We start from the raw sequence: 26,453 nt of genomic DNA on the forward strand, positions 1-26,453 counted from the left end.
AAAAGTGCCTTCTGGACTGGTACGGACAGGACCTTCGACAAGCCCTATCCTCCCAGCACAGAGGCACTTTTCTTATCTAAACGGTCACTCCCGGCCCATCGCCCGGTGAAAGCCCGAGGTTAGCCCCGTCCGGGCAGATCACCCACGTGAGAGCCGAACGGTGGTGGGACGCTCAGTGCGCCTGGCGACGACGGCGGCCCGTTACCGGTCAATGGGGTGTTCCTCGACGTCGAGCCAGACGAACTGACCCTCCGGGGCCACGGTCAGGCCCCACCGATCAGCGGACGGACGGCCGAGCCCGTCCCACCAGTGGTAGGCGGCCTCCACCTCCGCCCACAGATCCCGGGCGCCCGACTGCTGGACCGGGAACGACTCCGCACCCGGCTCGTGCTCCAGGCTCGCCCACGAACCCGACCACGGATCCACCAGCCACACCGTGTACCCGCCATCGCCGTCGTGGGAGACGATCAGCTTGCAGTGCGGCACCCGCAACCCGGCCGCCAGCGACGCATCGTACTCACCCAGTGCGTGGGAAGGGTGCAGGTCGGTCACCGATCGGCGGGCCTGTCCGGTCCGCCGGACGTCACGGGCCAGCGACGCGCGCTTGCCGCGCTGGGCACGCAGCCGCATGAACTGCACGTTCCCCACGATCCGGCCCCGCATGACCGCGCCCGCATCCTCGCGGCCCACGGTGAACGCCACCAGCGCCCCGTTGTGGAGATCGGTCGTCCACGGCACCAGCACCCGACCGCCCGGCCGTGTCTGCGCCGCCCACACCTGAGGCACCCGGTCAACGGCCACAGTCGCGATCACCCGATCGAACGGCGCACCGGGTTCGTAGCCCAACGCGCCGTCCTCGGCCGCGACCGTGACCTGGTAGCCCGCCTCCCGGAGCACGCGACGGGCATGGTCGGCCACCAGCGGGTCCACCTCCACCGACGTCACCTGGTCGGCTCCGAGCCGCTCGGCCAGCAGCGCCGCATTCCATCCGGTCCCGGTCCCGATCTCCAATACGCTCATGCCCGGCTCGACCTCCAGGGCCGACAGCATCAACGCCACCACATCCGGGCGACTGGCCGAACTGGTGATCTCGTGCCCGACCTGGCCCGGCTCGGCGGGGACGCCGTCGTCCACCTGTGTGATCACCGCGTCGTCGGCGTAACACAACTCCAGCCACGCGGCCTCGTCGTCGGCCCGGTGGACGGGGACCAGGCGCTCACCGTCCTCGGTCCAGACAGTGTCGGGGATGAATCGGTGCCGGGGTACCGCTTCGAACGCCGCCCGCCAATCCACACCGAGCGCGCCCGAGTCGATCAGCCTCGCGGCCAGCTCGGCCGGTCGACTCGTGGTCTCGGCCACCTACTTGCCCTTCTCGTGCTTGCCGCCGTCCTTGGGGTTGTCCTTCTCCGCCGGAGGGATCGGCTTGTCCCACTGGCCGTCCTTCTCCTTGTTGTCATCGTGCTTTCCCATTTCCTTGATCCTCTCTGCTGAACACCAACGTGAACACTACGAAAAGGCGTCCTGCATGGAAATGGCTGGAAAGATGGCACGCACTTACTGGCCGATGGCACTCGGGGAGGCGTAGCGGTTCAGGCCAGGCTCAGTGGCAGTGCGCCTCGTCCGGGCGGATCGCCCACGTGAGAGTCACATGGTGGATTCCTGTGGGTCGGGCGCCGAGCCCTCGCGTCCTTGTGCGCCGCGCCCGCGTATCCGTCCGACCAGGCCCGCCCAGGCTTCTGCCGTCAGGACCAGGTGCGGCGGGTCGGGGGCTTTCGAGTCGCGGACCGCGATGACGCAGCCCAGCCGGGCCACTTCCACGCACTGGTTCGCGGCGGTGTCGGACCGGCTGCTCTTGCGCCACACGGCTCTGCTGATGTCATAGGTCACCGCCCCATCGTCTCGGACAATGTCCTGCGAAGCAGTACAAGGGTCGCCTTTTCCGACAAGGAGCTCTCGGCGATGTGCTTGAAGTCGGCGTGGAACCCGCCCACTTCCTGAGCGTTGTCGAAGTAGCGCTCTCCAGCCCGGTTCTCTACCAGGACCACGTCGGGGTCGACGGGCTCTGGGAAGCCGAGGATCACGAACGGATGGCCGGCCGAGGGGTACAGGCCCGCCGTGTACGGGACCACGCGCAGGTGGACATTGTCCAGGGCCGCCATCTCAATGAGATGCCGAAACTGATCTCCGGCGATCTGTGGCTGCCCCGCTGTGCGCCGCAGGGCGGCCTCATCGATGAGGGCGTGCAGGACGAGCGGGTCGGCCGAGGTGAGCCGCGCCTGACGCTGGAGTCGCGCGGTAATGCGGCGTTCCGCCTCCTCGACGGCGAGCGCGGAGCCGGTGCTGTGCATCAGGGACCGCATGTACTCGGGCGTCTGGAGCAGTCCGGGTAGCAAGGTCGGCTGGTAGTTGCGGATCTCGGCTGCCGCGGCTTCCAGTTGGACGTATGGGCCGGGCAGCAGGTCGTGGTAGGCGGACCACCAGCCGCCCCGTTTGCGGGCGTCCCGCCCCAGGTCGAGCAGCCGGTCCCGAGTGTCGGCGTCCACCTGGAACAGCGAGAGCAGCTGCTTGAGGTCGCTCGTGCTGACCGAGCTCTGGGCGTTCTCAATCCGGACGATCTTGTTCGAGGAGACGTCGAGCTCCCGGGCGACCTCGTCCTGCGACAGCTGATGGGCGAGCCGGAGGGCGCGGAGTTCGGCCGCGAGGCGGCGTCGCAGCACGAGCGAAGCGCTCATTATTAGCAACCACCTTGTTAGGTAACAGGTTGAGGACTATGTTCTGACGGTCACAGTGTGCCACCGAACGATCACAGGAGGGTGAGATTTGAGCAAGCGATGCGATGCCGCAACGGCGGAGGGGAGAGTCCTGGGCGCGGTCACACTGCCTGGGGAGACGGCGAGCGTGGGGGTGTTCCGGCGGTTCGTCGCCGACATCATCGGAACGTACTGTCCCGTCGAGGCCGAGCGGGTGGACGACGCAGTCCTGCTCAGCTCGGAAACGGTGACCAACAGCGTCGTCCACTCCGACTCGCGTCATGGCGGAGTGGTCACGTTGACCTTGAGTACGAGTGGTCACGTGCTGCGGGTCGAGGTTCTGGACGACGGAGGGAAGACCACGCCGACGCGGTGTGCCGAGGATGAGCTGCGCGCCAATGGCAGGGGTGTTCTCCTCGTGGAGGCGTTGGCGAAGAGTTCGGGGCACAGTGTCGATGCCGACGGGCGACTACTCTCGTGGTTCGAGATCTAGCCGTGTGGCGGGTGTGCCGTCCAACGTGCTCGTGCGGCCCCGCAAACCGGCGGTCGGCCCTGCCGCGTCTCTCCGGCGGGGCCTGTGTCGGATACGCGGGCAGCCCACCGCCAAGCAGACCAGATGGGGTATCGAGTCGCCTTCGTTGCTGGTGGCCTTCATGAGCGCGGGCGGCGGTGTCGCGATTCTGGTGTGGACGCTCCTTACGTGCGCTGTGGCCGTGCTGGCCACGTCGGCCACCGCCAAGGGCGGCACCGGGCTCCGTAGACGGCGGGTTAGGCGAGGAGGGCTTGCAGGTGGGGGACGGCTTCGGGGATGGGGATCTTCTCGGTTTCGCCGGTGGCGCGGCGGGTGACCTCGACTGTGCCTTCGGACAGACCGCGCTTGCCGACGGTGAGGCGGTAGGGGATGCCGGTCAGCTCGGCGTCGCGGAACTTCACCCCGGCGCGTTCGGGACGGTCGTCGATGATCGTCTCGATGCCGGCGGTCAGCAGGTCCCGGTAGAGGGTCTCGCCGGCCTGGGCGGTGGGCTCGTCGTTGGACTGGGCCACGACCACCGCCACCTGGTACGGGGCGACCGCGGTGGGCCAGACGATCCCCCGGTCGTCGTGGTGCACCTCCACGATCGCCGCCAACGCGCGTTCGACGCCGATGCCGTAGCTGCCCATGGTGATCGGGACCCGCTTTCCGCCCGGGTCCAGGACCTCGGCGCCCAGCGCGCGGGCGTAGCGGTCGCCCAGCTTGAAGATGTGCCCGACCTCGATCGTGCGGGTGATCCGGAGCGGCTCGCCGCAGCGGGGGCACGGCTCGCCCTTGCGCACCTCGCGCAGGTCGGCCCAGGTGCCGACCTCGATGTCGCGCTCGACGTCCACGCCGCGCAGGTGGACGTCGTCGCGGTTGGCTCCGGTGAACATGGCGCGGCGGCCGCGCAGCGCCTCGTCGGCGATCACCGGCAGGTCCCGGACGCCGACCGCGCCCAGGCTGCCGGGCAGCGCGCCCAGCGCCGCGCGGATCTCCGCGGCCTCGGCGGGACGGAGCTCGGCGGCGCCGGTCGCGTCCACCAGCTTCTGCTCGTTCAGGGGATGGTCGCCGCGCAGCAGGACGAGGGTGAGCCGCTCGTCGAGCAGGTAGACGAGCGTTTTGATCTGGCGGTCGGCCGGGGCGGCGTGGTCGCGGGCGAGGTCCTCGATCGTGCGGACGCCGGGCGTGTCGAACGGCTCGGGCGCGGGCTCGCCAGGACCGTCGTCGGCCGGGGGTAGCTGGGAGGTCGCGCGTTCGACGTTGGCCGCGTAGCCGCACTCCGGGCTGTGCACGACCAGGTCCTCGCCGGCCTCGGCCGGGCACATGAACTCGGTCGAACCTGCGCCGCCCATGGTGCCGCTGGACGCCTCCACCGCGAGCACCGGCAGGCCGAGCCGCTCGAAGATCCTCGTGTACGCGCCGTGGTAGGCGTCGAACGAGGCGTCCAGCCCGGCCTGGTCGAGGTCGAAGCTGTAGGCGTCCTTCATGGTGAACTCGCGGGTGCGCAGCAGGCCGCCCTTGGGGCGCGGCTCGTCCCGGAACTTGGTCTGGAACTGGTACCACTGCTGCGGCAGCTGCCGGTAGGAGCTCAGCTCCCGCGCGACCGTCGCGAAGATCTCCTCGTGCGTCATGCCGAGCGCGAGGTCGGCGTCCCGGCGGTCGCGGAGCCGGAACATCTCCTGGCCCATCAGCTCCCAGCGTCCCGAGCGCCGCCACGGCTCGGCCGGGTGCAGGGCGGGGAGCAGCATCTCCTGCGCGCCGATGCGGTCCATCTCGTCCCGCACGATGTCGATGATCTTCGTGCGGACGCGGACCGCCAGCGGCAGCAGCGAGTAGTGGCCCGCGGTGAGCTGCCGGACGTACCCGGCCCGCAGCAGCAGGCGGTGGCTTGGCGCCTCCGCCTCCGCGGGGTCGTCGCGGAGGGTCGGGATGTGGGCCCGCGACCAGCGCATCGGCGTGCTCCCTTCGGGGCGAAAATGCGGCGACAGGACGTGCGGCACAGTGTTATCACACGGTGATGCCCGCTCATGATGATCTTTATCGCGCACCGGACGGCGACCACGGCGACCGCGTGACGGCCGTGGCGATCTCACCCGGCGGCGACCTGGGGGCGACGGGCTCGCGCTCCGGTGAGGTCCGGTTCTGGGACCTGCGTTACGGCGTGCTGCGGGCCTCGGTGGGCGGTGTCGGCGATCTCCCGGTCACGGGTGTCGTTTTCACCGGTGAGACGGAGCTGGTCACCTCAGGGTGCGGCGCCTCTCGCTGGACGCTGGCCGACCGCCGCCTGGAATGGCGGCAGGTGGGCGAGGGGAACCACGCGGGGGCGCTGATCCTCGGGCACGGCGGACGGTCGGCCATGGTCGCCGACCGCGGCGACCTGCGGTGGTGGGCGCTGGACGGCTCGTGGCACGGCCGGTTCCACTGGTCCGGCACGCTCGACGCGCTGGCCCTGGCCGCCTCGGACCTCATCGTCACCGGCCATGCCGACGGCAAGGTCGCCGCCTGGCGCATGCCTCCCGCGGACCGGTGGTCGGATCCCGCGCTCGTCTGGGCCCGCAAGTGGGAGGAGCCGGCCCGCCAGTGGCCTATGTGCGCCTGCGACACGGGACGCCTCGTGGTGTCGCCGCGCCGGGAGGGCGTGGCCGTGCTGGACGCCGCCTCGGGCGAGACCGTCGCCGCGATTGCCCCGGACGAGCGGCCCACGGCGATCGCGGCGTTTCCGGACGCGCCGCTGGTCGTCCTCGGTGGCCGGGACGGCTTCCTGACCTGGTGGGACGCCCGAACCGGCCACCGTCTGGGGCGCGTCCGGGCGCACGAGGGCCGGGTGCGGGCGCTCGCCCTCGCCCCTCGCGTCGGGCTGGTGCTGTCGGCGTCACAGGACGGGACGGCGGCGCTGTGGCGCATGCACGAGCCCAGACCGCTCGCCCGTTTCTCGCCCGCGCCCGCGGACCGTCCGGCGGTGCCCCACGGCCACGAGGATCCGTGGGCGCTCACGGCCGCCGCCGGAACGCCGGACGGGCGGCGGTGGCTGGTGGGCGGGGCGGGCGGCCAGGTGCACATCCTTGCCCGGTCCCGCGGTGGCGGGTTCATGCCCGATCGGGTCGGCCGGCCGTCCCGCCCGGACGCGGAACTGGACGTCGAGATCCTTCTTGAGGACGTCCGCGCGCACTGGGCGGACGGCCCCGCGGCCGTGCGCGCCGCCCGCACCCTCGGGGAACCCGGTGCGCTCGACGCCGCGTTCCCGCGCGCGGAGGTGGTCGAGGCGCTGGAGACCCTGGTCGTCCGGGCCGACGATCCGGAGGTCCGGGAGGCGGCCGTGATCGCGCTGGCGGAGATCGACCGGGACGCCACCACCACCGCGCTCTACCGGATGTTCGACCGCGCGGACGGCATCGCCGCCGGAACGGCCGGAAGGCTGCTGGGGCACTTCACCGGCGAGGCCGCGCCGACGACGGACGAGCTGATCGCGAGCCTGCCGGGCATCGGGAACTTCCTCGGCGTGCTGACCTCCGCGGCCCTGGCCGAACGGGGCGCCGCCGCCGTCCCGGCGCTGTGCGACGCGCTGCGGGCGTTCCCGCTTCCTGCCGACCAGGAGGGCGGGAGGTGGATGCGGGATGAGACGACCAAGTACCGGCTCATGTCGGCGCTCCAGTGGATCGGCCCGGCGGCGGCGCCCGCGACCCCGATCCTGTTCGCGATCCTGGAGGACTGGGAGATTTACCGGGACACCCGCCACAACGCGAAGATCGCCTTGCAGTCGATCGGGCTGCCGGAGACCGCGGACCTCGTCGCGGCGGAGATCCGGCGCCGCGCCGAGCTTCCCGAGACCCCGTGCGACGTCCACGACCACGTCGACGAGGACTGCGAGGACTGCGAGGACTGCGACGGCGGCGAGGGCTTCGGCCTGCTGCTCGACGTGCTCTCGGGGATGCCGCCGGAGGCGCTCGCCACCGCGGACGAGGTCGAGGCGGCGCTGGCGGCGGTACGGCGGCGCTTCGGGGACGGCGTCGGGACCTACGAGCAGGACGGCGAGATCCACGAGTACACCGTCTACGAGATCAGCCTCGCCGAGTTCACCGCCGACAGGCTCGCCGAGGGCCGAGATCGCGGTGCGCGGCGGTAATGAGTCCTGGCAGGCCGCCGGGAGTGAGTACCCTCGGAGCGTGAGTCGAGAAGGTGTGACACCCCAGAGCGAGGATTTCTCCGCCTGGTACAACGAGCTGGTCATCAAGGCGCAGCTCGTCGACCGCGGGCCGGTGCGGGGCACGATGGTCATCCGACCGTACGGTTACCGGGTCTGGGAGCTGCTCCAGGCCGACCTGGACCGGCGGATCAAGGACGCCGGGCACGACAACGCCGTGTTCCCGCTGTTCATCCCGGAGTCCTACCTCAAGCGCGAGGCCGAGCACGTGGAGGGCTTCTCGCCCGAGCTCGCCGTGGTGACCATCGCGGGCGGCAAGGAGTTGGAGGAGCCGCTGGTCGTGCGGCCCACCTCCGAGACGGTCATCGGCGAGTACATGGCCAAGTGGATCGACTCGCACCGCGACCTGCCGCTGCTGCTCAACCAGTGGGCCAACGTCGTGCGCTGGGAGATGCGGCCCCGGATGTTCCTGCGCACCACCGAGTTCCTCTGGCAGGAGGGCCACACCGCGCACGCCGACGAGGCCGACGCGATGCGGGAGACGATGTGGGCGCTGGACGCCTACACGTCGGTGGCGCGCGAGCTGGGCGCGATCCCGGTGGTGGCGGGGGAGAAGACGCCGGGCGAGCGGTTCGCCGGGGCGGTCCGCACGTACACCATCGAGGGCATGATGCGGGACGGCCGCGCCCTGCAGTCGGGCACCTCGCACTACCTCGGCACCAACTTCGCCAAGGCGTTCGAGATCCAGTACCAGGACGAGGACGGCAAGCTCCAGCTCGCCCACACCACGTCCTGGGGCCTGAGCACGCGCATGATCGGCGGCGTGATCATGACGCACGGCGATGACAAGGGGCTGGTGCTGCCGCCGCGGCTGGCGCCGTACCAGGTCGTGATCGTGCCGATCGGGCGCAAGGAGCAGGGCGAGCACACCGCCGCCGAGGCCCGCAAGCTGGGCGCGGCGATCAAGTCCATGGGCATCCGGGTGCATGTGGACGACAACCGGCCGCAGCTGTCGCCGGGCTTCAAGTTCAACGAGTGGGAGATGCGCGGCGTCCCGGTCCGGATCGAGCTGGGCATGCGCGACCTGGAGAGCGGCGTCGCCACCCTCGCCCGCCGCCTGCCCACCGAGGAGGGGCAGGGCAAGGAGCAGATCCCGCTGGAGAAGGTGCCCGAGCTGCTGCCCGGCATCCTGGCCGACTTCCAGTCGTTCCTGCTGGCACGGGCCGAGGCGTTCCGCGACGAGCACACCGCCGAGGTCGACGACTTCGCCGCGTTCGGCGAGCAGGTCGCCGGCGGCTGGGCGCGGGTGTTCCACTGCGGCCGCACCGAGTGCGAGGACGAGATCAAGGCCGACACCGCAGCCACCCCGCGGGTCATCCCGGCCGACGGGCCGGAGGAGAGCGGCGCCTGCGTGAAGTGCGGGCGGCCGTCCGCCTACGGCAAGCGCGTGATCTTCGGCAAGTCCTACTGATCGTCGCCGTTGCCCGCCGCGCGCCGCGCCGCGCGGCGGGTCAGCAGCGGCTGGACGAACCACGCCCAGGCGCACAGCACCACCACGACAGCGCCGACGGCGATCGCGGCCGAGTCCGACACCAGCGTGTTGATGATCAGGGTGGTGGCGGCGGTGATCGACACCGCCAGCGCGACCGCGCCCAGGATGCCGAACCGGTTGGCCCGCCGGATCAGCAGCGGCTTCTGGTTCAGCCGGAACAGGATCCGGTGCTGGGTGACCGGGGCGATGAAGCAGATCGAGGCCAGCGCGGCGGCGAACAGCGCGACGTAGAACAGGTACCGGCCGTCGTCGTCGACCTCGTCGAAGCCGGGCGCGAACGGGACCGTGAGCAGGAACGCGAACAGCACCTGGACGCCCGTGACCGCGACGCGGAACCCCTGCAGCAGCTCCATCAGCTGCCGGTCGAGGCGTTCGTGCTCGGTCTCGTTGCGCGGGTTGGGGGGCGGGCCGTCCGTCGGAATCATGAACCCGGACATACCCCTGCAAAAGGGTTCTAGTCGGCGTGTCGCCCCTTCGCCGATCATGCGGTGGCGCCCGCGCCGATCAGGCGAGGGACTGGGGCAGCACCCGCAGCGCCAGCATCGACACGTCGTCGCGCAGGTCGCCGTCGCAGAAGTCCAGCAGCGCCGCCTGCACCGCGTCCAGCATGTCCTGGACGGGCCGCCCCGCCGTCCCCGCCAGCGTCTCCAGCAGCCGCTCCTGCCCGAACTCCTGCCGGGCCAGGTCGCACGCCTCCAGGACGCCGTCCGAGTGCAGGAAGAGCGTGTCGCCCGGCCCCAGGTCGAGGAAGTCGAGCCCGGCCTCGAAGTCGTCGAACAGGCCCAGCGGGACGCCTCCGCGCGACGCGGTGCGGATCACGCCGTCCGCCCGGACCACCACGGCCGGGGGATGCCCGGCGGTGCCCAGCGAGATCCGGACCCGTTCGCCCGCCGGCTCCAGCTCCGCCATGATCGCCGTGACGAAGCGGTCCTCCTCCATCAGCGCCTCGTTCACCGCCGACAGCACCTCGCCGGGGCCCGACCGCCACCGCGACACCAGCCGCGCGCCGTGCCGGGCCGTGGCGGTCACCGCCGCCGCGTCCTCGCCCTTGCCGCACACGTCGCCCAGCACCAGGCCCCAGCCGTCCCGGGTGCGGAACGCGTCGTAGAAGTCGCCGCCGACCTCCGCGCCGTGCGTGGCCGTCATGTAGCGGGCGCCGAGGTCGACGCCCGGGATCTCGGGCAGCCGCTTGGGCAGCAGGCTGGCCTGCAGCGTGTCGGCGACCTCGGCGCGGCGCCGGTACAGCCGCGCGGCCCTGATCACCAGCGCCAGGTAGCGTCCGAGCCGCTGCGCCACGGCCAGGTCCAGCAGGTCGAACGGGCCGTGCTCGCCGCTGCCCGCCAGGGTGATCGTGCCCAGGCAGCGGTCGCCGTCCTCGACCGGGACGCACAGCACCGACGTGGCGCCGATCGTGCCGCAGACCGGCTGCCCGTCCGCGCCGACGCCCAGCAGGTCCAGCTCCTCCACGTGCGGGCGCAGCGCGCTCTGCCGGGTGGTGAAGACCGTGTACGGCAGCGTGCCGGGATCGGGCGCCAGCTCCTCCAGGGCCTGGGTGGCCTCGACCGACCGGTCGTCCTCCGGGCCCATCACCACCTGGCGGCTCAGCGCGCCCGCCGGGTCGGCGGCGGCCGGATCGTCCTGCCCGGACGCCTGCCAGGACCGCGCGTTCTGGGCGGCCTGCGCCGCCGCCTGGGCCGCCTGGGGCGTCGAGCCGTTCGCGCCGACCAGATCGATGATCGCCCAGTCCGCCAGCTCCGCGGCCAGCAGCCGGGCGCAGCGGCGCACCGCCACCGTCTCGTTGAAGACCGGCTCGTCCAGCAGCAGCTCGGAGGCGTTGGCCAGCACGTCCATGCGGTGCACGATCGTGGCCACGGCCTGGTCGTCGTCGGCGTGCGAGGCCGCGGGACGCGGCACCGCCGAGAGCCGTCCCGAGGGCGGCCGCGCCGGCTCCCGCACATCCGGGGCCTGCCCGTCCGGGGGCGGCGCGGCCGGGGCCTCCTGGACGGCGTGCTCGCGGGCCGCGTGCTGCCGGGCGGTGGGCTCGCGGCGGGTGCCGTCCGCCGCCGCCTCACCGGCCTCCCGGGTGACCGGCGAGCCCGCGGCCCCCGCCACCGCCACCACCATCGGATCGGGCTCGCCGCGGATCCACACCCGCGCCAGCGTGACCGTCGCGTCGATCGGCCGGTCCCGTCCCATGAACCGGACCGCCACGCGCCGCCGCCGCCCGGTGCGGACCACCGCGGCCAGCTGCGAGCGCAGCGCCGCCCGGGTCGCCAGATCGCAGAACGCGGTGAACTGCTTGCCCGAGACGTAGCCCGGCGAGGTGCCCAGCAGCGTGGCCGCCTGCCGGTTGACCCGCCGCACGCTGGTGTCGCGGTCCAGCAGGAACAGCGGCACGGGGGCGTCCTGGAAGACCGTGCGCAGCACCCGCCGCTCGGTCTCGGCCGAGGCCGAGTGCCCGGCGGCGCCCGGCCGGCCGGTGCCGATCGTGCGCAGCGCGGACAGGGCGAGCTCCAGCTCCACCAGGGCCGCGTCGAGGGTGGCCCGCAGATCGGGGGCGGGCATCCCGGCGGCCTGCCGGAGCTCGCCGATCCGGCCTTCGAGATCACTGATCTCGCGCATCATGGTCTCGGGTTCGAGATGGTCGGGCATCGCGAGATCTCCCTACGGTCCGAGGGGGCACGGTGAGACCGGGCCGTGCTGGTCAGCGCGCTGCGGCGGCCGCCGAGCGCAGCCTACGTCCTCACCGTTGGTGCGCCTAGCCGGCACCGTCGTCGGTCGCATGGCCGGTGGCCCCGTGCAGTCCTTGGTCCCCCACGATCCGCTGCGCGAGCGCGGTCAGCTTCACATGGCGGGTCTGGGAGATGCGCCGCATCTCGGCGAACGCCTCGTCGGCGTCACAGCCCAGCGCGTGCATCAGGATGCCCTTGGCCTGGTCGACCACGGCCCGGGCCTCCACCGCCTCCTGCAACTGGACGGCGGTGCGGTGCACGCTGCCGTACTGGAGCACGTTCGACATCGCCGCGCTGCCCTGCGCCACCAGCAGCGACGCCAGGGCGTGCTGCCCCGTGGCGAGGGCGCGGGGCGACACCCCGTAGAGGGTCAGGGTCACCAGGACCGGCTCGTTGAGGTGCGGGGTCGTCGAGAACGTGCGCACGCCGCGGCACAGCATGTCGGTCATCGCCTCGGGCCAGCGGGTCTCGGCCAGGATGTCGGCCGAGCTCACCGGCGTGCGGGTTCCCACGACGTCGAACACCGGCCCGTGCCTGCGGGCCAGCTGACGGTCGACGATCTCGGCCAGGTCGGGGTGGCTCGCGGCGGAGGCCAGCGGTTCGGGACGCTCGTCGCCGTCCGGGAGCGCCCAGCGGATGCTGGTGGCGCCGGCGCAGCCCGGCACGGCCTGCGGCGCCAGTTCGGTCACGCGGCGCAGGGTGCCGATGTCCGAGGACACCCCGACGACGCCCAGCCGGGCGATCTCCATCGCCAGCTGGTCGGTGAGCACGGACTCGGTGGGCGGCACAAGCCGACGGTACCGCGCGCAACCGGGGATTCGTACTGTCTCCAGACATCTACCTGCCTGCACACAGGCCGTCCCCGCGGGGCCCGGTAGCCCCGCGCGTCACCGCCGTCACGCGCCGCCACGGAGGCGGCGCCCAGAGGGGTCCAGAGGGTCTCGGGGAGGCTCAGATCCAGGGAGTCTCAGAGGCTCGGCGGGGCCCTGCTGATGTCGCAGAGCACGTTCGCGCCGGCCCCGTCCGCGATCACCAGATCGCCGATCGACACGATCCCCAGCGGGCGGTTCTGGTCGTCCACCACCGGCAGCCGCCGGACCGCCTCCTCGCGCATCAGCCGCAGCGCGGTGTCGGTGTCGTCGTCGGGCCCGAGGGTGATCGGCTCGGCCGTGCACACGTCGCTGAGCGGGGTGTGCGCCGGGTCCCGGTTGTCGGCGACCCCGCGGACCACGATGTCGCGGTCGGTGATCACGCCGCACAGCCGTCCCGCGAGGGTGACCAGCACGTCGCCGATGCCCTGGTCCCGCATGATGCGCGCGGCCTCGTAGAGGGTGGCGTCGAGCGGCAGGGCCCGAGGTCCGGCCGTCATGACCTCGCCGATTCTCCGGGACATGATGAGGTGGCCTCCCCGTCGGTACGGCTTCCGGGCAACCCGTCCGGTCCGCTCTACCCGGAGTTGGGGAGGGTATGCGGCCGCCGGGCGGGAAAACCGCGGCGGGTCGGCGCCGGGCGGTTCAGAACCGGAAGACCGCCCCCGTGGCGGCCGTCATCGCGCAGTCGTTGCCGTACTCGGTACGGAACCGCACGGGCCGGCCGTGCCAGTGCCCACTGGCCTCGGCGATCACCGGCGCGTAGATCATCAGGCAGGCGGTGTCGGCGCGCGGGTTGCGCCCGATCACGCCCTGGGAGCGGCCCAGCTCCTCGCAGGCCCGGCCCGCCTCGGGGTGGGTGCCGCCGGCGGGCTCGCACAGCAGGGTGACGGTGCGCGGCGCGACGCCGCTCTGCCCGGGGTGGGTGAGGGTGAGCCGCAGGAAGCTCGCGGTGACGGCCGCGGGAGGCGCGGGAGGCGCGGCGGCCGGGTCCGCCGTGCCGGCGGCGGCGGCACCGACCGGCCAGGGCAGCCCGCCGGGCAGGCCCCCCGACGGCGCGGGCGGGACGGCCGGCAGCAGCGCGAGGGCGGCGCCGGTGAGCGCGGTGGCGACGAGATGCGGCATCGATGCTCCAGTAGGGAAGGGCGGTTCTGCGCAGCGGCCTGCGCTGCGACCTCGCTCAATGTATCGATGCGACTACATATCGTGGCTATGAACGGGTGATCCCGCGGTCACGGGGCAACCGCGGGATCGCGTGGGGGAGGGGAGGCGCGGGAGGCGCGGGAGACGTAGGAGGCGTCAGGCGGCCAGGATGTGGGCGCGCCGGTGGTCGGCCAGCAGCTCGCGCAGCTGCTTGCGGCCGCGGTGCAGGCGGGACATCACCGTGCCGATGGGGGTGCCCATCATCTCGGCGATCTCCTTGTAGTGGTAGCCCTCCACGTCGGCGAGGTAGACGGCGTCCCGGAAGTCCTGCGGCAGCGAGCGGAGCGCGGCCACGACCCGGGTGTCGGCGATGCGGTCCAGCGCCTCGGACTCGGCGGAGCGGAAGCCCGCGGAGTTGGCCGCGGCCTGGGCGATCTGCCACTCCTCCAGCTCCTCGGAGCCCGCCCGCTGCGGCTCGCGCTGCCGCTTGCGGTAGGTGTTGATGAAGTTGTTGGTGAGGATGCGGTGCAGCCAGGCCTTGAGGTTGGTGCCCTCCTGGAACTGGTGGAAGTTCACGTAGGCCTTGGCCAGCGTCTCCTGGACCAGGTCCTCGGCGTCGGCGCTGTTGCGGGTCATCCGCACGGCGCTGGCGTACAGCGGGTCGGCGAGCGGCAGCACGTCGCGTTCGTAACGGTCGGTGGCCGCCGCGGCAGGGATGCTGTCGCGAACTGGCGAGGTCACAGCGGTCATCGTCGCTCCCCGTAAAGGTCAGGACCCGGAAGGGCCGGTCGTGATGCGCGCGCCGGAGGGTCGCGCGGCTACCGGGCGGATCGGGCCGCCCCCCGTGCAGGGGTACGTTCCACCTTTCCCGACGGGTTCGGAACCGGATCATGACGCGGATCAGGGTGCGAGGGTGGTGCGTCATTCCGGGCCGGGGTCTTCGTCGACCACGCTTTGGGGGGTGTGTCGAGGGCGGTGCGCCGATCGGCTCTGCCTGGCGACCCCTGGTGCGGGACGTCGCGGGCGTCGGGAGATCGGGGCGCTGATCGCGTTGGTGGCGTTCCCGCTCAGTAAGACGCCGGATGGGGGTCCGGAGGTTGCGTGGCGTCCATCACATTTACCCACTAAATAGCGGGAGTGGGGTTTAACGCCCTGTATGGCGAGATTCTATCCCGCGCCGGAACGGCCGAGGGCCCCGGCCGGTGGAGACCGGCCGGGGCCCTCGCGATCACTCCGGGCGGGCTACCCGAGCAGATGATCGAGCGCCCTGCGCATGAGCGCCTCCTGCTCCTCCCTCGTCTTCACCTGCTCCACGCCGAACCCCAGGAGTAGCGTGTCCTTGGTCGCCACCGCCGACACCGAGTCGATCAGCGCCTGCGAGCGGACGAACTCCGGCGAGTTCCCCGGGCTGCCCGCCGGGGCCCCGGCGATCGCCCACGGGCCCAGGCCGGACTCGAAGCCCTCCGCGTCCACCTGGCCGCCGGACGTGGTGACCCGCGTGTCGTCCACGAACAGCCCCGACCCGCCGGTGAACGGGTCGCTGACGTAGGCGATCGAGATCTCGACCCGCTTCCCGGCGTAGGCCGACAGGTCGAACGCCGCCGGCACCCAGCCGTTGGAGTTGCCCGTGAACGAGTGCCACTGGCCGCTGGTCCCGCTGTTCTGGCACGGGTTGCCGCCGGTCAGGTAGTGCCGCAGGAACGGGTGCATGGTGAGGAAGTAGTCCGCCTCACACTCGATCGGCACGTTGCCGGAGGTCCGCCCGTTCCGGTCCGGCAGCGTCGTCCAGTCCTCGCCGCCGGCCGTGCGCGCCTCCACGATCACGTGGTCGTACCCGGTCTCGGTGCTGTAGGACAGCTGCGCCTGCAGCGCCGGGGCCTGCGCCGCGGTGACCGACGTCAGGTCGATCGTCCGGGTCAGCCGCCGGTACTGGGAGTCGGCGTGCGGGCCGGCGACGTACCACTGGCCCTCCACCGGCTCGAACGGCGCCGCCGCGCCCAGGTAGTCGCCCGCCTTCCAGCTCCTGAACTGCGGGAACTGGCCCGAGGGCAGGACGGTCGAGGTCACCTGGAACCCGCCGGCCTCGTTCACCTGGTTGGACGGCGTGCCGCCCAGACCGGCCTTGGAACCGTCGAACGGGCGTCCCGTCCCGGTGAACTCGGTCGGCGCGCCCACCCGGGCCCGGTCGTACCCGCCGAGGTAGTACTGCAGGAAGTCGTCCGACAGCAGCTCGCAGTCGTCCCGGAAGCTGCCGGTGACGACGCAGGGCCGCTCCGGATGCCCCTTGAGGCCGTAGTAGATCCCGCCGCCGTTCAGGCGGTTCAGCGGCCCGTTGTAGCCCGCCGTCTCGCCCGTGTAGAGCAGCTTGCCGCCCTCGTTCAGGTACGACCGCACCGACAGCAGCAGGTCCTTGGCCCGGTCCGCCACCTGGGAGTCGGTCACGTTGTCCCAGGTAGAGCCGGGGGCGGCAACACGCACGACCTCGTCGGCCGCGTCCTGGGTGAGCCGGTTGTCGCCCAGGTACCAGACCACGCCCTTGAAGTGCTTCAGGACGCCGAGGTCGTGCGGGACGCCGTCCTTGTCGATGTCCCAGACCAGCGGCTTGTGCTCGGCCGACTTGATCAGGTCCGCGTACCGCTGGGCGTACCTGGGGGCGTTCGTCCCGGCCGGGTAGGCCGGGTTGATCCCCTTGTAGTCCTCGTCGGCGATCACCAGCACGTCGGCCTTGCCGGCGTCCCGGACGGTGTAGGTGAACTTCTGGCTGGAGACCCGTTGGCCGTTCTTGGTCCCCTCGAACCAGACCTCCACCCTGTCGCCGGGTTTCTGCCCGGTGACCTTGCCGCGGTACTCGGCGAAGTAGTGGTCGTTCTCGTCGCCGAACCGCTCGCCGCCCCGCCACTCGCGGGCGCCGTCGGAGCGGACCGGCCCGCCGTTGATCCGGTAGCGCAGGTCCTTGTTGGCCAGCGACCGCCGGACGACCGCCGCGACCTCCTGCGTGGAGCCGAACGAGGTCCCGAAGTCGTCCACCTCGAAGTCCGGGACCGTCCGGCCCACCGGCGAGATCGGCGTGTCGGGCGTGTGCGCCGACTTTCCGACCGAGACCGCGAACTTCAGGTTCTTCTGGAACTCCGCCTGGATCAGCTTCTCGTCGTCGGGGAACTCGAACCCGCTGCCGCAGTCCCCGGGCTCCCACTCGTCGTCCGGGTCGGACGCCGCCGCGCTCGCGCAGGTCGCCATCTCCGGCGTGATCGACAGCGCGCCGTGGCGGTTGTCGGCCTCGCCGTCGGTGTCGCCGTTGGTCACGTACAGCTGGGCCGCCAGCTGGGGCGTGTACCCCGGGACGGCCGGGTCGTCGATGTCGCCCACGACCGCGTCGTAGATCAGGTCGTCGGGGCTGCGGGTCAGCGCCTGCCAGCCCACCCCGTGCAGCAGCAGCTCCGCCGCCGAATGCCAGTTGATCAGGTACTTGGGCTTCAGCCGCGCGTACAGGCCCGTCTGCGCCCTGGTCTCCGGCTCCGAGCCCGCCGACGGGCCGCGGTAGGTCTCACCGCTGGGCAGCGGCGAGGAGCCCTCGTTGTCGTAGCCCCACTTGTAGGGGAAGTTGCGGTTCAGGTCGACGCCGTCCTGGCCGGTGATCTGCCCGTCGCCGTTGTTGTCGCGCACGTTCTTGCGCCACAGCCGGAAGCCGTCCTGGAACGTCAGGTCGTAGCCGTCCACGTTGACCACCGGGACGAACCACAGGTCGGTGGTGTCGACGATCTTGGTGAGCTCGGCGTCCTTGCCGTACCCGCCGACGTAGTGGTGCAGCAGCCGGCGCACCATCTCCGGCGTGATCCACTCGCGGGCGTGCTGGGTGGCCTGGTAGACGACCGCCGGGCGCTGGCCGTCCTTCAGCGAGGCCACGTCCTTGCTCACCCGGATCGCGGTGATCGGCTTGCCCTGGACCGAGGTGCCGATGTCGACCGCGGTGGCGATCCCCGGGTGGTCGGTGGCGACCTTCAGGATCTCCTCGCGGATGTTGCCCGGCCCGCTGTACGGGCGGAACACGTTCTGATCCGCGCGGGCCGCCTTCGCCCGCTGCGTCGTGTCCTTCCCTTCGACCTTCTTCACGGTCAGCTTGACGCCGCGCTTGGCGAGTTCGCCCGCCTGGACGCCGTTGACGACGACCTCGACGCGGGTCCGGCCGTCGCGCGCCGCCTTGCCGAAGGTGATCTCGCCCTGGTCGACACCGACCGCGTTCAGCTGCTTGATCTGGTCCGCCGTCAGGTCTCCGGTATAGACCTCCACCCCGCCGGCCGCCGCGGCGGGGCGCGGTTCGGCCTGGGCCGGTGCGGCGGCGAACGTCCCGATCAGGAGCGCCGCCGCGGCGAGTATCGGTAGGGACGCCGTTCTGAGCCGGGTTCGGTGCCTGAATCGCCTGCGCGCCATCGCGCCTCCCGAGGATCACTACGTGGCGGCGTGATCGTCTGCCCGGGGGCGAAAGGTGTCAATGTGCCTTCTGCGCTGTTTGCCGCATTCGGTCAGTTTGTGCTTTGTGTGCTCCTCGACCCGGTCCGGAACGTCGGCCCGCCCCGGTTGGCAGTGGATTGTCGCCTTCGCGACAGAAGTTTTCCAACGTCCGGCTTTGGTGTGATCGAGAGGACACAGGGATCGAAGGACCCCGCGTCCCGGGGTCCGCGTCGGGGGGACGAGTTGGGTGAGAGTCTGACGCTGCCGGTACCGGACACGCTGTACGCCACGTACGCCGTCGCGTACACGTCACCGCCGCCGGACCCGCGCGAGCTGGCCCGCGAAGGGGTCGCCCGCCGCTACCGCCCGCCGGTGCGCGACCTGGCCCTGCGGATGCTCGACAGCCCGCTGCTCACCCTCGACCTGCGGCCCGCCGCCGAGTTCCCGCCGCTGCCCGCCGACCTCCTCGCCGCCTTCGGCGCCGGCCGCCGCGACCTCGCAGGCATCGCCGCCGCCACCCACCTGCTGGCCGTGCACGCCGCGTACCGGCCCGGCTGGCCGCCCGCGCACGAATGGGTCACCCGCGCCATCGCCGCCGCCGCGGCGGCCGACGCCGACGCCCCGGTCATCGACGTGTTCACCCCCCAGGTCCTCGACCAGGACCGCATCCTGCGCTCACTGCCCGGCCCGGACGGCGGCGTCCGCCTGGTCGACTGGATCCTGCTGCCGCACACCCCCGGCACGCACGGCTTCTACTTCACCACCAAGGGCCTGGCCAGATTCGGGCTGCCGGAACTGCAGACCGAGAACGTCCCGCCGCACCTCGTCGAGCCCTGGGCCCGCCTCCTCAACGGCCTGGCCTCCCGCGTCCTCGGCCTGTGGCTCGACCGGCTCCCCGCCGGGGAGCACCCCGTCCTCATCGACCTGCCCGAGATCGTCCAGGTCGGCCTCCAGGACGTCGCCGCGGCCCAGGGCGAGCACGAGGAGATGCGCCGCGAGGTCCCGGTACGGCTCCGGCTCGACACCGACGAGGAGGGCGAACCGCTGCTCACCGTGCTGCCCGCCGACGACGGCCCCGACCGCCTCGAACACCTCTGCGCCACCCTCTTCGGCACCACCCGTCCGGCCTGACGCGCCGCGGGCGGCTTGCCGTGGATCATCGTCAGGGACCAGGATCGGGACCGTGAGATTCGGTCCGCGTGACACCCCCAGTCCCGAGCCCGGAGAAACCGCCGCCCCCGAGCCGGGCGACCGCCGCACCACACCACCGCCCCCACCGCACCCCGGCGACAGGCACGTGGCCGGCCTGCGCTACAACAACGACCCCTCATCCGGATCGAACCCCACACCGGAACCCGTCCCGCAACCCACCCCCGCACCACCCCCCGAACCGATCCCGCAACCGACCCCCGAACCGGGCCCGCCCGGCCCGGCCCCGGCCGACTGGGTCCCAGTCCAGGGCACCTCCCGCCCGGAGGACCTGACCACCCCCGAACCACCGCCGCCACCGGCTCCGCCGGCCCCGTCGGTGACCGTCCCCGACATCCCGCTCCCGCAGGAGCCCCCCAGGCCGGTGGACGTACCGGCGTCCTGGCGGGCCCCCGAGCCCCCCGCCGACCCCGGCCCCATGAACGACCCCGAACGCCGCAGGACGCTCGTCGACGCGTTCGTCGCGGAGTTCGTCGCCAGCGTGACCTGGCGGGCCACCCTGGCCGTCCTGGAGGGTGCGTTCCCCGGCCTCGGCATGGCCGCCACCCTGTCCCGCCGGACCGACGAGCTCTGGCGCACCATCGACACCCTCGACGCCGTCGGCGCGACCGGCCTCGGCGTCCCCGCCTGGCTCGACCACGCGGGCATGGCGTTCGACCTCAGCGCCCGCCTGCCCCTCCGCCCGCGCCCGGCCGACCCCGGCGCCCAGGCACGTCCCAGGGCCTCCTGGCCGTACGCGGGGGCGTTCGTCATCGACACCCTCGACCCGCTCCGCTACCACCGTCCCGTAGGCGGCCCGCTGGCCCCCCGCGACCTCACCCCCGAGGGAACGCCCGCGCCCCCGGGCGCCCAGACGCCCCCGCCCGGCGAGGAGGACGACAGCGGCGTGGTGATCGTCGCCGACCTGGCCACGGCGGGCCGCCGCGTCCTGGACTCCGCCGCCCTCTGGCGGTACGCGGGACGCGTCGTCACCGCCACCCTCCACGACCCGCTCCACCCGGAGACCCGCACCCAGACCCGCCGCGCCCTGAGAGCCCTCCGCCGCGTCGTCCTCATCGACCCGGGCCTGGGGTTGGGCCTCTGCCTGCAGATCGACGTGGCACGTTCCCCCCGCTGCCTACTGGCCTTCCACGTAGACCGAGACAACCCCCAAACCCCCCACTTCGTCCGCCCCTAGCCCTTTCGGGGTTGGGGGGAGCCCCACCGGGAGGCATGGTGGCTGGTGACCTCGGTCCTCGCTCCGCTCGGGCAGTCACATTGGGGCTCCCGCCCCAAACCCCAAGGCGGGGGCTCCGCCCCCCACACCCCCCACCAACCCCGGACGAAAGGCGCGAGACGCCATCCACGTAGTCGAGGGCACTCCACCCCAAGGCGGTGTGACTGCGCTGGGGGACCGTTGCGGCGCGCCCAGCGCGGCGTGCACACGCATCGCACTCGCGACAACCCGCCGATGCGCTGGTCGTTGGGCAGTTCAGGGACCGGCCGCAGGGCATCCAGGGAACCTTCCACATCCCCGCTGTTGGCCCGCGCCAACGCCATGTCGGCGCGGGCTCCGGCCCCGTCGCTGAACGAGCGTTGTTCCGGAGGGGCTTCCTCATAGGCGTTGATCGCTTCGGTGGCCGAACGTGCGGCGGGTTCCTCCTTGCCGGGAAGCCAGATCCGGGCGTCGGCGACGTAGTAGAGACCGACACAACCCCGCCCTCCACTTCGTCAGGCCCTAAAGCCTTCCGGGAAGCCGGGGCGGGGGCATGGGGACTGGTGATCTCGCTCCTCGCTCCGCTCGGGCAGTCATATTGGGGCTCCGCCCCAAACCACAAGGCAGGGGGCTCCGCCCTCCACACCCCCACCAGCCCCGGAACGACAACGCAGAAGACAAGCTCCTGAGAGGCGCTTGGATGAAACGGTCGGTCGCCGAGCGGCACGACGGCCTTCATCTGTGACCGCCCCAGCGCAATAGTCCGACTCGCGGGCCCGGCGCTGCGCGTCCTGGGCCGCGGGAGGTCACGAGAGCCTGCCAGGCGTCGCTCTCCTATCAGGCCAACAGCACGCGGGCGTCGGTCGCCGCGGCGTGCTGCCCGTGATGAAGCATCAGAGGTCGAACGTACCGGCCTTGATGCCGCTCAGCAGGCTTGCGAGGGTCACGTGGCTGAGGGCGATGTGACCGGCATCCGGCGCCTTGCTGTCCCGGATGCCGACCGCGAGGGGAAGACGGGCCACTTCGACGCAGTCTGTCTGACCGGTGTCGGCGCTACGACTGGACTTTCTCCACTGGGTCACTGCTGTGCCTCGATCATCTCTTGGAGTCTCTCGCGGGTGGCCTCGGGCGAGAGTGCGCGCCCGCCGGTTCGATCAAACGCGACCGTGAGTCTACGCAGGTCGCCCGATTCGGTCACCAGCCTCCCACGCGCGGGAGTCTCGACAAATCCCACCTCGCGTTCAGAAGTACTGAAGATGTGGAACGCACCCCCTAGACCCACCTGTGGTCCCACATCCACAGCTACCACTCGGAGCGTCACGTTCGGGAGGTTCGCAACCGCCGCAAGTTTCTCAAGTTGCCCCAAGCGGATGCGGGAGGGGGCCAGCAAAAGGGCCACCTCGGAGAGCAGCACGGAGACATAGGGGGCGTTCTGTCTGGTGATGACCGTCTGCCTTTCCAGGCGCTGGGCGACCTGCCCTTCCACATCGGGTTCACCAGCCAGCCTGAAGACGGCTTCCGCGTATTCGGGCGTTTGCAGCAGTCCCGGGATGAAGGCGACACCGTTCATCCGGATCACGGTGGCGATGGACTCGTACTCGGCGAACGCTCGGAACTGGGCGGGTGCTTGCAGGGTGCTGGCGTAGTGATGAAGAGCGGCGAGTAGTCCGCCGGTTCTCCATTCGTCGTCGAGAGTCCGGAGAGCTTCGACCGGTGGATGGTTCCTTCCTGCCTCCCAATTCGAGACAGTCTTGTGGTCGGCTCCCACAAGCCGACCCACGGCAGCCTGAGACAGCCGGTGCTGCTTGCGGAGTATCCGCAGGTGAAAGGCTAGAAGCGACCACAGGCCGGCCATCGGATCGATCGACTCAGCGCTGCTGCTCATCTACCCTCCATGACTCTCGATCCTCTCGCGAGACAGAGCCAAACTAGCTCCGGCTGTGTGAATGTGTGTCGCGAACCACAGAACACACACCGGGAGAGTGATCGGGGATGGCAGTTAGGAGCACGGCGGCGGATCGCGATCTGACGTGCACGGGTCTTCCTTCCCGGAGCTTTCCGGGCACCATGCGCCAGCACATGGAGCAGCGCCTCGGCCTCTTGGGGCTTATGGATCACCTGCCGACCGAGTTGATCGACGATCTCCATCTGATCGTCTCGGAACTCGCCACGAACGCGTGTCAGACGACTCCCGAACGAGAGATCACCTTCAAGGCCGTCTTCGAGGAGCGCTCCATCTGGATCGGAGTATGGGACTCAAGTAACGAAGCGCCGAAACCCAGGCAGATCGGTCCCTTTCCGGCGGGGGATCTCCAGCCCGACGCTCACGCCCTTGATGAGGGGCACGAGTCCGATGACATCGGAGGCCTGGGGCTCCCCATCGTCATAGCGCTCACGGACGAGCGAGGCGTCGAGTTCACTCCACCAGAAGGGAAGTGGGTGTGGGCACGTCTCAAGCACTGAAGGGACGGACGGTTCGGGTCGATCGGAACCGACGGTCACGGAGGTACTGAGAGCCGGAGTCGGTGTTACCTTGGGCGTGATTCGCTCACGGATAGATGAAAGGAAAGATGCGATGGGAAAGCACGGCAAGAAGGAGACCTGCAAGCGGTGTAACGGATCGGGCACGATCGTCGTCGATGCCGACGGAAAGGATGGCCGGAGTCAGGAAACCCGGAGCTGCCCGGGGTGCGGTGGGGCTGGAGAGGTATGAATCGGCGGCAGTTCATTCCGGACACGGTGTGGGTATGGGGTGACGACGGCTGGATGATCCCGCTGCGCCGGGAGGACGATCCGGGCAGGTGGGGGAGGCTCTGCGACAGCGATGAAGCGATCGTCACGCAGGTGGACGACGGTGCCGGCACCAGGGGCGTACAGCCCACAAGCTCCAGCAGTGCCCCCTCCGTCATGCGGCACATGATCAACGCGCTCGACGTGGAACCAGGAATGCGCGTGCTGGAAATTGGCACCGGGACCGGATATAACGCGGCGATGCTCGCAGAGATCGCGAGCGCGGTTAACGTGACCACGGTCGAGGTCGATGCAGGAATTGCCGACCATGCCCGGCAGGCGCTCAATGCAGCCGGGTTTCCGGTCACCGTTATCACTGGAGACGGCGCTGCCGGATATCCGGAGAACGCGCCGTATGACCGTGTGATCGTGACAGCCTCGGTAAGCGATGTCCCCTACGCCTGGGTGGTTCAGACCGCCGCGCACGGACGCGTGCTCATGCCCTGGGGCAGCGATCTTTACTCGGGCGGGGTTCTGCTGACGCTGACGGTGGGCACTGATGGCACCGCCGACGGGCGATTCACCAGGGCGGTTGCCTTCATGCGTCTGCGAGAGCAACGGCCAAGGCATGTGCCATGGCGAGATGATGAGGGGAAAGGCGACTATCTGCAGAGGGCGACCGGCGTGTTCCCTCATGAGGTGTTCGAGGCTGGATCAGAGGCCAGGTTCGCGGTCGGGGCCCGGCTTCCGGGTGTTACCGACGGCAGGACTCGGAATGAGGATGGGAGCCACACCTTCCGGCTGTCGCACCATGAGACCGGCTCATGGGCGGCCTGCACGCCGAGCGACGACGAACACCGTGTGCGCCAGCACGGGCCGCGCCGACTCTGGGACGAGCTTGAGCGGGCCTATGCCTGGTGGCATGACTCCGGCAAGCCGGGGCCCACACGGTTCGGGCTCACAGTGACCCCAGAAGGTCAACATGTCTGGCTCGACTCGCCGGCGAACCGGATCACCTGAACCCTGATGGGGGCCAGGCCACCGTGCAGGAGCCGGCGATGGCCGTGGCTCGAGTTCCGGCATATGGACAAGGCCGTGGCGGCCGGGCATGCGGCCCTGGCGGTCAGCCGTCCCGCTTGGTCAACCATGGGGGTGGACACGAGGACATCCGGTCCGGCGCCGCGCTGGAGCGGACCGTGCCGATCCTGAAGGCCACCGGTTACCGCCTCGACATGGAGTTCTGGGAGTCCGGTGCCGGGGCGGGCTGCTGCCCGCCCGAATCGCCGTAGCCGAGCAGACCGGCCTCGTCCGGGAGGTCCGGCCGGTCACGGCTGGGAGTAACGCCGAGTTGGCCGCCGTGGTGGACGGCTCGGTGGGGCTGACGTTCGTCAAGGCCGCGACGATCTCTGGCCGTCAGGCCCGTGCGCTGCGCAGAGAGGCCGAGATCAATCCGCATGTCCGCGAGTTCGCCCCTCGGCTCCACTGGACGGTGGAGACCGGGGGGTGGCTCGTGCTCGGCTTCGAGCACGTCGAGGGTCGGCACGCGAACTACGCGCCCGGCTCCCCGGATCTGAACACGGTCGCCGCCTTCATCCGGGAGCTGCACATGCTGGCGTGTCCGGACGTGGTGGAGATGCGCGTCGAGCGGCGCTGGGAGGGCCTCGCCGAGGACGTCTCGGTGCTCGCCGGGGCCACACTTCTGCACACCGACCTCAACCCGCGCAACTTCCTGATCACCCGGTTTGGCCGTCCTTACGTGGTCGACTGGGCGTTCGCCTCTCGCGGGGCCGCCTGGATCGAGGCAGGCCAGGTCATCCCGTGGCTGATCCATGCCGGGCACAGCCCGGCGGAGGCCGAGGCGTGGGCCGACCAGGTCCCCGCCTGGAAGCTCGCCGACCCTGCTGCGATCGACCTGTACGCACAGGTATCAGCCGAACGCTGGAGGCTGCACAGCCAAGCCAACCCACGCCCAAGCGGCGAAGTGCCGGAATACGTCACCGTGAGAGAACGGTGGGCGCGACATCGCGCACGCTGATCCGCCATTCGCGGGGCCATCAGCGCTTATCGAGGGTTGCCTGTTGCTTGTCGGTCCGGGAGGTTTTCGGGGGTGTGGGGGGCGGAGCCCCCTGCCTTGGGGTTTGGGGCGGGAGCCCCAATGAGACTGCCCTCGCGGAGCGAGGACCGATTCTTGAGGGCCTCGTCGGGTTACACGGTGCCTGGGTTGATCGCTGCTCTCAGGTCTTCTGGGAGGTCGCGTAGGCGGGTGGTGAGTTCCCAGGGTTCGATGCCTTCGGGGATGTCCTCGGGGAGGAGGCCGCAGAGGACGGAGCCGGTCGTGTGGACGGCGGTGAACGCGCCGATGCGGGCGATGCCGCCGCCGTTCAGGTGGGCCATCTCGGAGAGCAGGGCGGTCAGGGCCGAGGGGTCGTTCAGGTCCTGCAGGCCCCGGGCGTAGGTGAACAGCTCTTCGGCCAGGGCGTCGGCGCGGCGGCCGGAGAGGTAGAAGGCGGTGCCCTGGTAGACGCCGGCGGAGCGGTGCTCGCGGATACGGATGCGCAGGCCGTACTCGGCGGCGCAGCGTTCAAAGGCTCCGGTGAGGAGGGCCTCGGCCTCGCCTTCCTCGCTGAGGAGGAGTCCGGGTACGACGCCTTCCTCGCGGTTGAGGCGTTCCAGCATCTCCTGCCGGAGTTCGCCGATGACCTGTTCGGCGGCGTCGAGGGAACGGGCCAGGGCGTGCCTGGATTCGCGGTCGAGGTCGGTCTCGGCGAGTCCGGACGACAGGGCGCCGAGTTCGGTCTCGATGCGGTCCACGCGCGCGCCGAGCTTGTCGACCTGGTCGAGGACCTGGGGGTCGGGGCCGGGGGGCGGGGTGGGCCGTTCCGGCGCGTACAGCGATCCGGGCGGCGGTTGCGGCGGGGCCTGCGGGATGGTGATGGCGGGGGCTTCGGCGGCGGCCTGCTCCACGTCGGCGCGCAGCGTGTCGTGCCGCCGGCCCAGTTCGGCGAGCTGCGACCGCAGCTCGCGCAGTTCCGCCTGCGCGCGGGGCAGGCGTTTGTCGGAGGCCAGGTAGAGCTCGCGCCCGGCGATCGCCAGGCACAGCAGGACCAGGATCACGGTGGACATGAGCCTCCTCGGGGGGCGGGCCGCGCCTTCGACCCTAACCGCCGGG

22 protein-coding genes are annotated in these 26,453 nt (G+C 71.1%); 8 read left to right on the plus strand and 14 right to left on the minus strand.

Annotated elements, in window-relative coordinates:
- Nucleotides 1-201: 201 nt before the first annotated feature.
- From ACFPZN_RS41310 to ACFPZN_RS41320, 3 genes are all read right to left on the minus strand, one after another.
- On the minus strand, nucleotides 202-1,359 hold the full coding sequence (locus ACFPZN_RS41310) for a methyltransferase domain-containing protein (RefSeq protein ID WP_378288046.1): 1,158 nt from the start codon (nucleotides 1,357-1,359) through the stop codon (nucleotides 202-204).
- Between the two features lie 285 nt (nucleotides 1,360-1,644).
- Nucleotides 1,645-1,887 (minus strand): DUF397 domain-containing protein, encoded by a 243-nt coding sequence (locus tag ACFPZN_RS41315; protein WP_378288047.1) that lies wholly within the window; start codon nucleotides 1,885-1,887, stop codon nucleotides 1,645-1,647.
- Nucleotides 1,884-2,732 (minus strand): helix-turn-helix domain-containing protein, encoded by an 849-nt coding sequence (locus ACFPZN_RS41320; protein WP_378288048.1) that lies wholly within the window; start codon nucleotides 2,730-2,732, stop codon nucleotides 1,884-1,886. The genes ACFPZN_RS41315 and ACFPZN_RS41320 overlap by 4 nt, the downstream gene beginning before the upstream one ends.
- Nucleotides 2,733-2,820: 88 nt before the next feature.
- On the opposite strand from ACFPZN_RS41320, the gene ACFPZN_RS41325 reads away from it, so the two are divergent.
- Nucleotides 2,821-3,243, plus strand: coding sequence for an ATP-binding protein (locus ACFPZN_RS41325; RefSeq protein ID WP_378288049.1), 423 nt, complete (start codon nucleotides 2,821-2,823; stop codon nucleotides 3,241-3,243).
- A gap of 275 nt (nucleotides 3,244-3,518) precedes the next feature.
- Here ACFPZN_RS41325 and ACFPZN_RS41330 read toward each other — a convergent pair whose 3' ends face one another.
- The gene (locus ACFPZN_RS41330; protein WP_378288050.1) at nucleotides 3,519-5,216 is read right to left on the minus strand and encodes a proline--tRNA ligase; all 1,698 of its coding nucleotides are present in this window, start codon (nucleotides 5,214-5,216) and stop codon (nucleotides 3,519-3,521) included.
- Between the two features lie 65 nt (nucleotides 5,217-5,281).
- On the opposite strand from ACFPZN_RS41330, the gene ACFPZN_RS41335 reads away from it, so the two are divergent.
- Nucleotides 5,282-7,387: a hypothetical protein gene (locus ACFPZN_RS41335; RefSeq protein WP_378288051.1), complete on the plus strand. Its 2,106-nt coding sequence runs from the start codon at nucleotides 5,282-5,284 to the stop codon at nucleotides 7,385-7,387.
- A gap of 40 nt (nucleotides 7,388-7,427) precedes the next feature.
- The gene (proS, locus tag ACFPZN_RS41340; protein ID WP_378288052.1) at nucleotides 7,428-8,876 is read left to right on the plus strand and encodes a proline--tRNA ligase; all 1,449 of its coding nucleotides are present in this window, start codon (nucleotides 7,428-7,430) and stop codon (nucleotides 8,874-8,876) included.
- Here the strand turns inward: proS and ACFPZN_RS41345 are convergent.
- The 7 genes from ACFPZN_RS41345 to ACFPZN_RS41375 all read right to left on the minus strand — a co-directional run bounded on the left by ACFPZN_RS41345 (nucleotide 8,870) and on the right by ACFPZN_RS41375 (nucleotide 18,129).
- Entirely contained in the window at nucleotides 8,870-9,382 is a 513-nt protein-coding gene (locus ACFPZN_RS41345) for a DUF6328 family protein (RefSeq protein ID WP_378288053.1), read from the minus strand. The two genes, proS and ACFPZN_RS41345, sit on opposite strands and share 7 nt — an antisense overlap.
- 79 nt (nucleotides 9,383-9,461) lie before the next feature.
- Nucleotides 9,462-11,609, minus strand: a complete 2,148-nt coding sequence (locus ACFPZN_RS41350) for a SpoIIE family protein phosphatase (RefSeq protein WP_378288054.1) — start codon at nucleotides 11,607-11,609, stop codon at nucleotides 9,462-9,464.
- 106 nt (nucleotides 11,610-11,715) lie between these two features.
- On the minus strand, nucleotides 11,716-12,477 hold the full coding sequence (locus tag ACFPZN_RS41355; RefSeq protein WP_378288055.1) for an ANTAR domain-containing protein: 762 nt from the start codon (nucleotides 12,475-12,477) through the stop codon (nucleotides 11,716-11,718).
- Nucleotides 12,478-12,656: 179 nt separating this feature from the next.
- Complete coding sequence (locus ACFPZN_RS41360) at nucleotides 12,657-13,082, minus strand: CBS domain-containing protein (protein WP_378288056.1); 426 nt, start codon at nucleotides 13,080-13,082, stop codon at nucleotides 12,657-12,659.
- A gap of 121 nt (nucleotides 13,083-13,203) precedes the next feature.
- On the minus strand, nucleotides 13,204-13,683 hold the full coding sequence (locus ACFPZN_RS41365; protein ID WP_378288057.1) for an SSI family serine proteinase inhibitor: 480 nt from the start codon (nucleotides 13,681-13,683) through the stop codon (nucleotides 13,204-13,206).
- Between the two features lie 174 nt (nucleotides 13,684-13,857).
- Nucleotides 13,858-14,451, minus strand: a complete 594-nt coding sequence (locus ACFPZN_RS41370; RefSeq protein WP_378288058.1) for a sigma-70 family RNA polymerase sigma factor — start codon at nucleotides 14,449-14,451, stop codon at nucleotides 13,858-13,860.
- 492 nt (nucleotides 14,452-14,943) lie between these two features.
- Entirely contained in the window at nucleotides 14,944-18,129 is a 3,186-nt protein-coding gene (locus tag ACFPZN_RS41375; RefSeq protein WP_378288059.1) for a M14 family metallopeptidase, read from the minus strand.
- A gap of 264 nt (nucleotides 18,130-18,393) precedes the next feature.
- On the opposite strand from ACFPZN_RS41375, the gene ACFPZN_RS41380 reads away from it, so the two are divergent.
- Together ACFPZN_RS41380 and ACFPZN_RS41385 are read left to right on the plus strand one after the other, a co-directional pair.
- Nucleotides 18,394-19,281: a hypothetical protein gene (locus ACFPZN_RS41380; RefSeq protein WP_378288060.1), complete on the plus strand. Its 888-nt coding sequence runs from the start codon at nucleotides 18,394-18,396 to the stop codon at nucleotides 19,279-19,281.
- A 52-nt stretch (nucleotides 19,282-19,333) separates the two neighbouring features.
- Complete coding sequence (locus ACFPZN_RS41385) at nucleotides 19,334-20,536, plus strand: hypothetical protein (RefSeq protein WP_378288061.1); 1,203 nt, start codon at nucleotides 19,334-19,336, stop codon at nucleotides 20,534-20,536.
- A gap of 911 nt (nucleotides 20,537-21,447) precedes the next feature.
- Here the strand turns inward: ACFPZN_RS41385 and ACFPZN_RS41390 are convergent.
- Nucleotides 21,448-21,636, minus strand: coding sequence for a DUF397 domain-containing protein (locus ACFPZN_RS41390; RefSeq protein ID WP_378288062.1), 189 nt, complete (start codon nucleotides 21,634-21,636; stop codon nucleotides 21,448-21,450).
- Nucleotides 21,633-22,439, minus strand: a complete 807-nt coding sequence (locus ACFPZN_RS41395) for a Scr1 family TA system antitoxin-like transcriptional regulator (RefSeq protein ID WP_378288063.1) — start codon at nucleotides 22,437-22,439, stop codon at nucleotides 21,633-21,635. Before ACFPZN_RS41395 ends, ACFPZN_RS41390 begins: the two co-directional genes overlap by 4 nt.
- A gap of 194 nt (nucleotides 22,440-22,633) precedes the next feature.
- Between ACFPZN_RS41395 and ACFPZN_RS41400 the strand changes: the two genes are divergently transcribed.
- The 3 genes from ACFPZN_RS41400 to ACFPZN_RS41410 all read left to right on the plus strand — a co-directional run bounded on the left by ACFPZN_RS41400 (nucleotide 22,634) and on the right by ACFPZN_RS41410 (nucleotide 25,319).
- Nucleotides 22,634-23,017: an ATP-binding protein gene (locus tag ACFPZN_RS41400; protein ID WP_378288064.1), complete on the plus strand. Its 384-nt coding sequence runs from the start codon at nucleotides 22,634-22,636 to the stop codon at nucleotides 23,015-23,017.
- Between the two features lie 246 nt (nucleotides 23,018-23,263).
- Complete coding sequence (locus ACFPZN_RS41405; protein ID WP_378288065.1) at nucleotides 23,264-24,304, plus strand: methyltransferase domain-containing protein; 1,041 nt, start codon at nucleotides 23,264-23,266, stop codon at nucleotides 24,302-24,304.
- 337 nt (nucleotides 24,305-24,641) lie between these two features.
- A complete protein-coding gene (locus ACFPZN_RS41410; protein ID WP_378288104.1) occupies nucleotides 24,642-25,319 on the plus strand; it encodes a phosphotransferase family protein in 678 nt (225 codons plus the stop codon).
- Between the two features lie 170 nt (nucleotides 25,320-25,489).
- Here ACFPZN_RS41410 and ACFPZN_RS41415 read toward each other — a convergent pair whose 3' ends face one another.
- On the minus strand, nucleotides 25,490-26,407 hold the full coding sequence (locus tag ACFPZN_RS41415) for a hypothetical protein (protein WP_378288066.1): 918 nt from the start codon (nucleotides 26,405-26,407) through the stop codon (nucleotides 25,490-25,492).
- Nucleotides 26,408-26,453 lie beyond the last annotated feature (46 nt).

Origin of the sequence: Actinomadura rugatobispora (assembly GCF_042656285.1) — a bacterium.
In the GTDB taxonomy this organism is placed as follows: domain Bacteria; phylum Actinomycetota; class Actinomycetes; order Streptosporangiales; family Streptosporangiaceae; genus Spirillospora; species Spirillospora rugatobispora.

What these genes read in the sequence shown, in the direction of transcription:
- ACFPZN_RS41320 (WP_378288048.1), bottom strand. Translation starts at nt 2,732, where the DNA reads ATGAGCGCTTCGCTCGTGCTGCGACGCCGCCTCGCGGCCGAACTCCGC.
- ACFPZN_RS41330 (WP_378288050.1), bottom strand. Translation starts at nt 5,216, where the DNA reads ATGCGCTGGTCGCGGGCCCACATCCCGACCCTCCGCGACGACCCCGCG.
- ACFPZN_RS41335 (WP_378288051.1), top strand. Translation starts at nt 5,282, where the DNA reads ATGCCCGCTCATGATGATCTTTATCGCGCACCGGACGGCGACCACGGC.
- ACFPZN_RS41350 (WP_378288054.1), bottom strand. Translation starts at nt 11,609, where the DNA reads ATGCCCGACCATCTCGAACCCGAGACCATGATGCGCGAGATCAGTGAT.
- ACFPZN_RS41345 (WP_378288053.1), bottom strand. Translation starts at nt 9,382, where the DNA reads ATGATTCCGACGGACGGCCCGCCCCCCAACCCGCGCAACGAGACCGAG.
- ACFPZN_RS41370 (WP_378288058.1), bottom strand. Translation starts at nt 14,451, where the DNA reads ATGACCGCTGTGACCTCGCCAGTTCGCGACAGCATCCCTGCCGCGGCG.
- ACFPZN_RS41415 (WP_378288066.1), bottom strand. Translation starts at nt 26,407, where the DNA reads ATGTCCACCGTGATCCTGGTCCTGCTGTGCCTGGCGATCGCCGGGCGC.
- ACFPZN_RS41375 (WP_378288059.1), bottom strand. Translation starts at nt 18,129, where the DNA reads ATGGCGCGCAGGCGATTCAGGCACCGAACCCGGCTCAGAACGGCGTCC.
- ACFPZN_RS41395 (WP_378288063.1), bottom strand. Translation starts at nt 22,439, where the DNA reads ATGAGCAGCAGCGCTGAGTCGATCGATCCGATGGCCGGCCTGTGGTCG.
- ACFPZN_RS41365 (WP_378288057.1), bottom strand. Translation starts at nt 13,683, where the DNA reads ATGCCGCATCTCGTCGCCACCGCGCTCACCGGCGCCGCCCTCGCGCTG.
- ACFPZN_RS41400 (WP_378288064.1), top strand. Translation starts at nt 22,634, where the DNA reads ATGGAGCAGCGCCTCGGCCTCTTGGGGCTTATGGATCACCTGCCGACC.
- ACFPZN_RS41405 (WP_378288065.1), top strand. Translation starts at nt 23,264, where the DNA reads ATGAATCGGCGGCAGTTCATTCCGGACACGGTGTGGGTATGGGGTGAC.
- ACFPZN_RS41360 (WP_378288056.1), bottom strand. Translation starts at nt 13,082, where the DNA reads ATGTCCCGGAGAATCGGCGAGGTCATGACGGCCGGACCTCGGGCCCTG.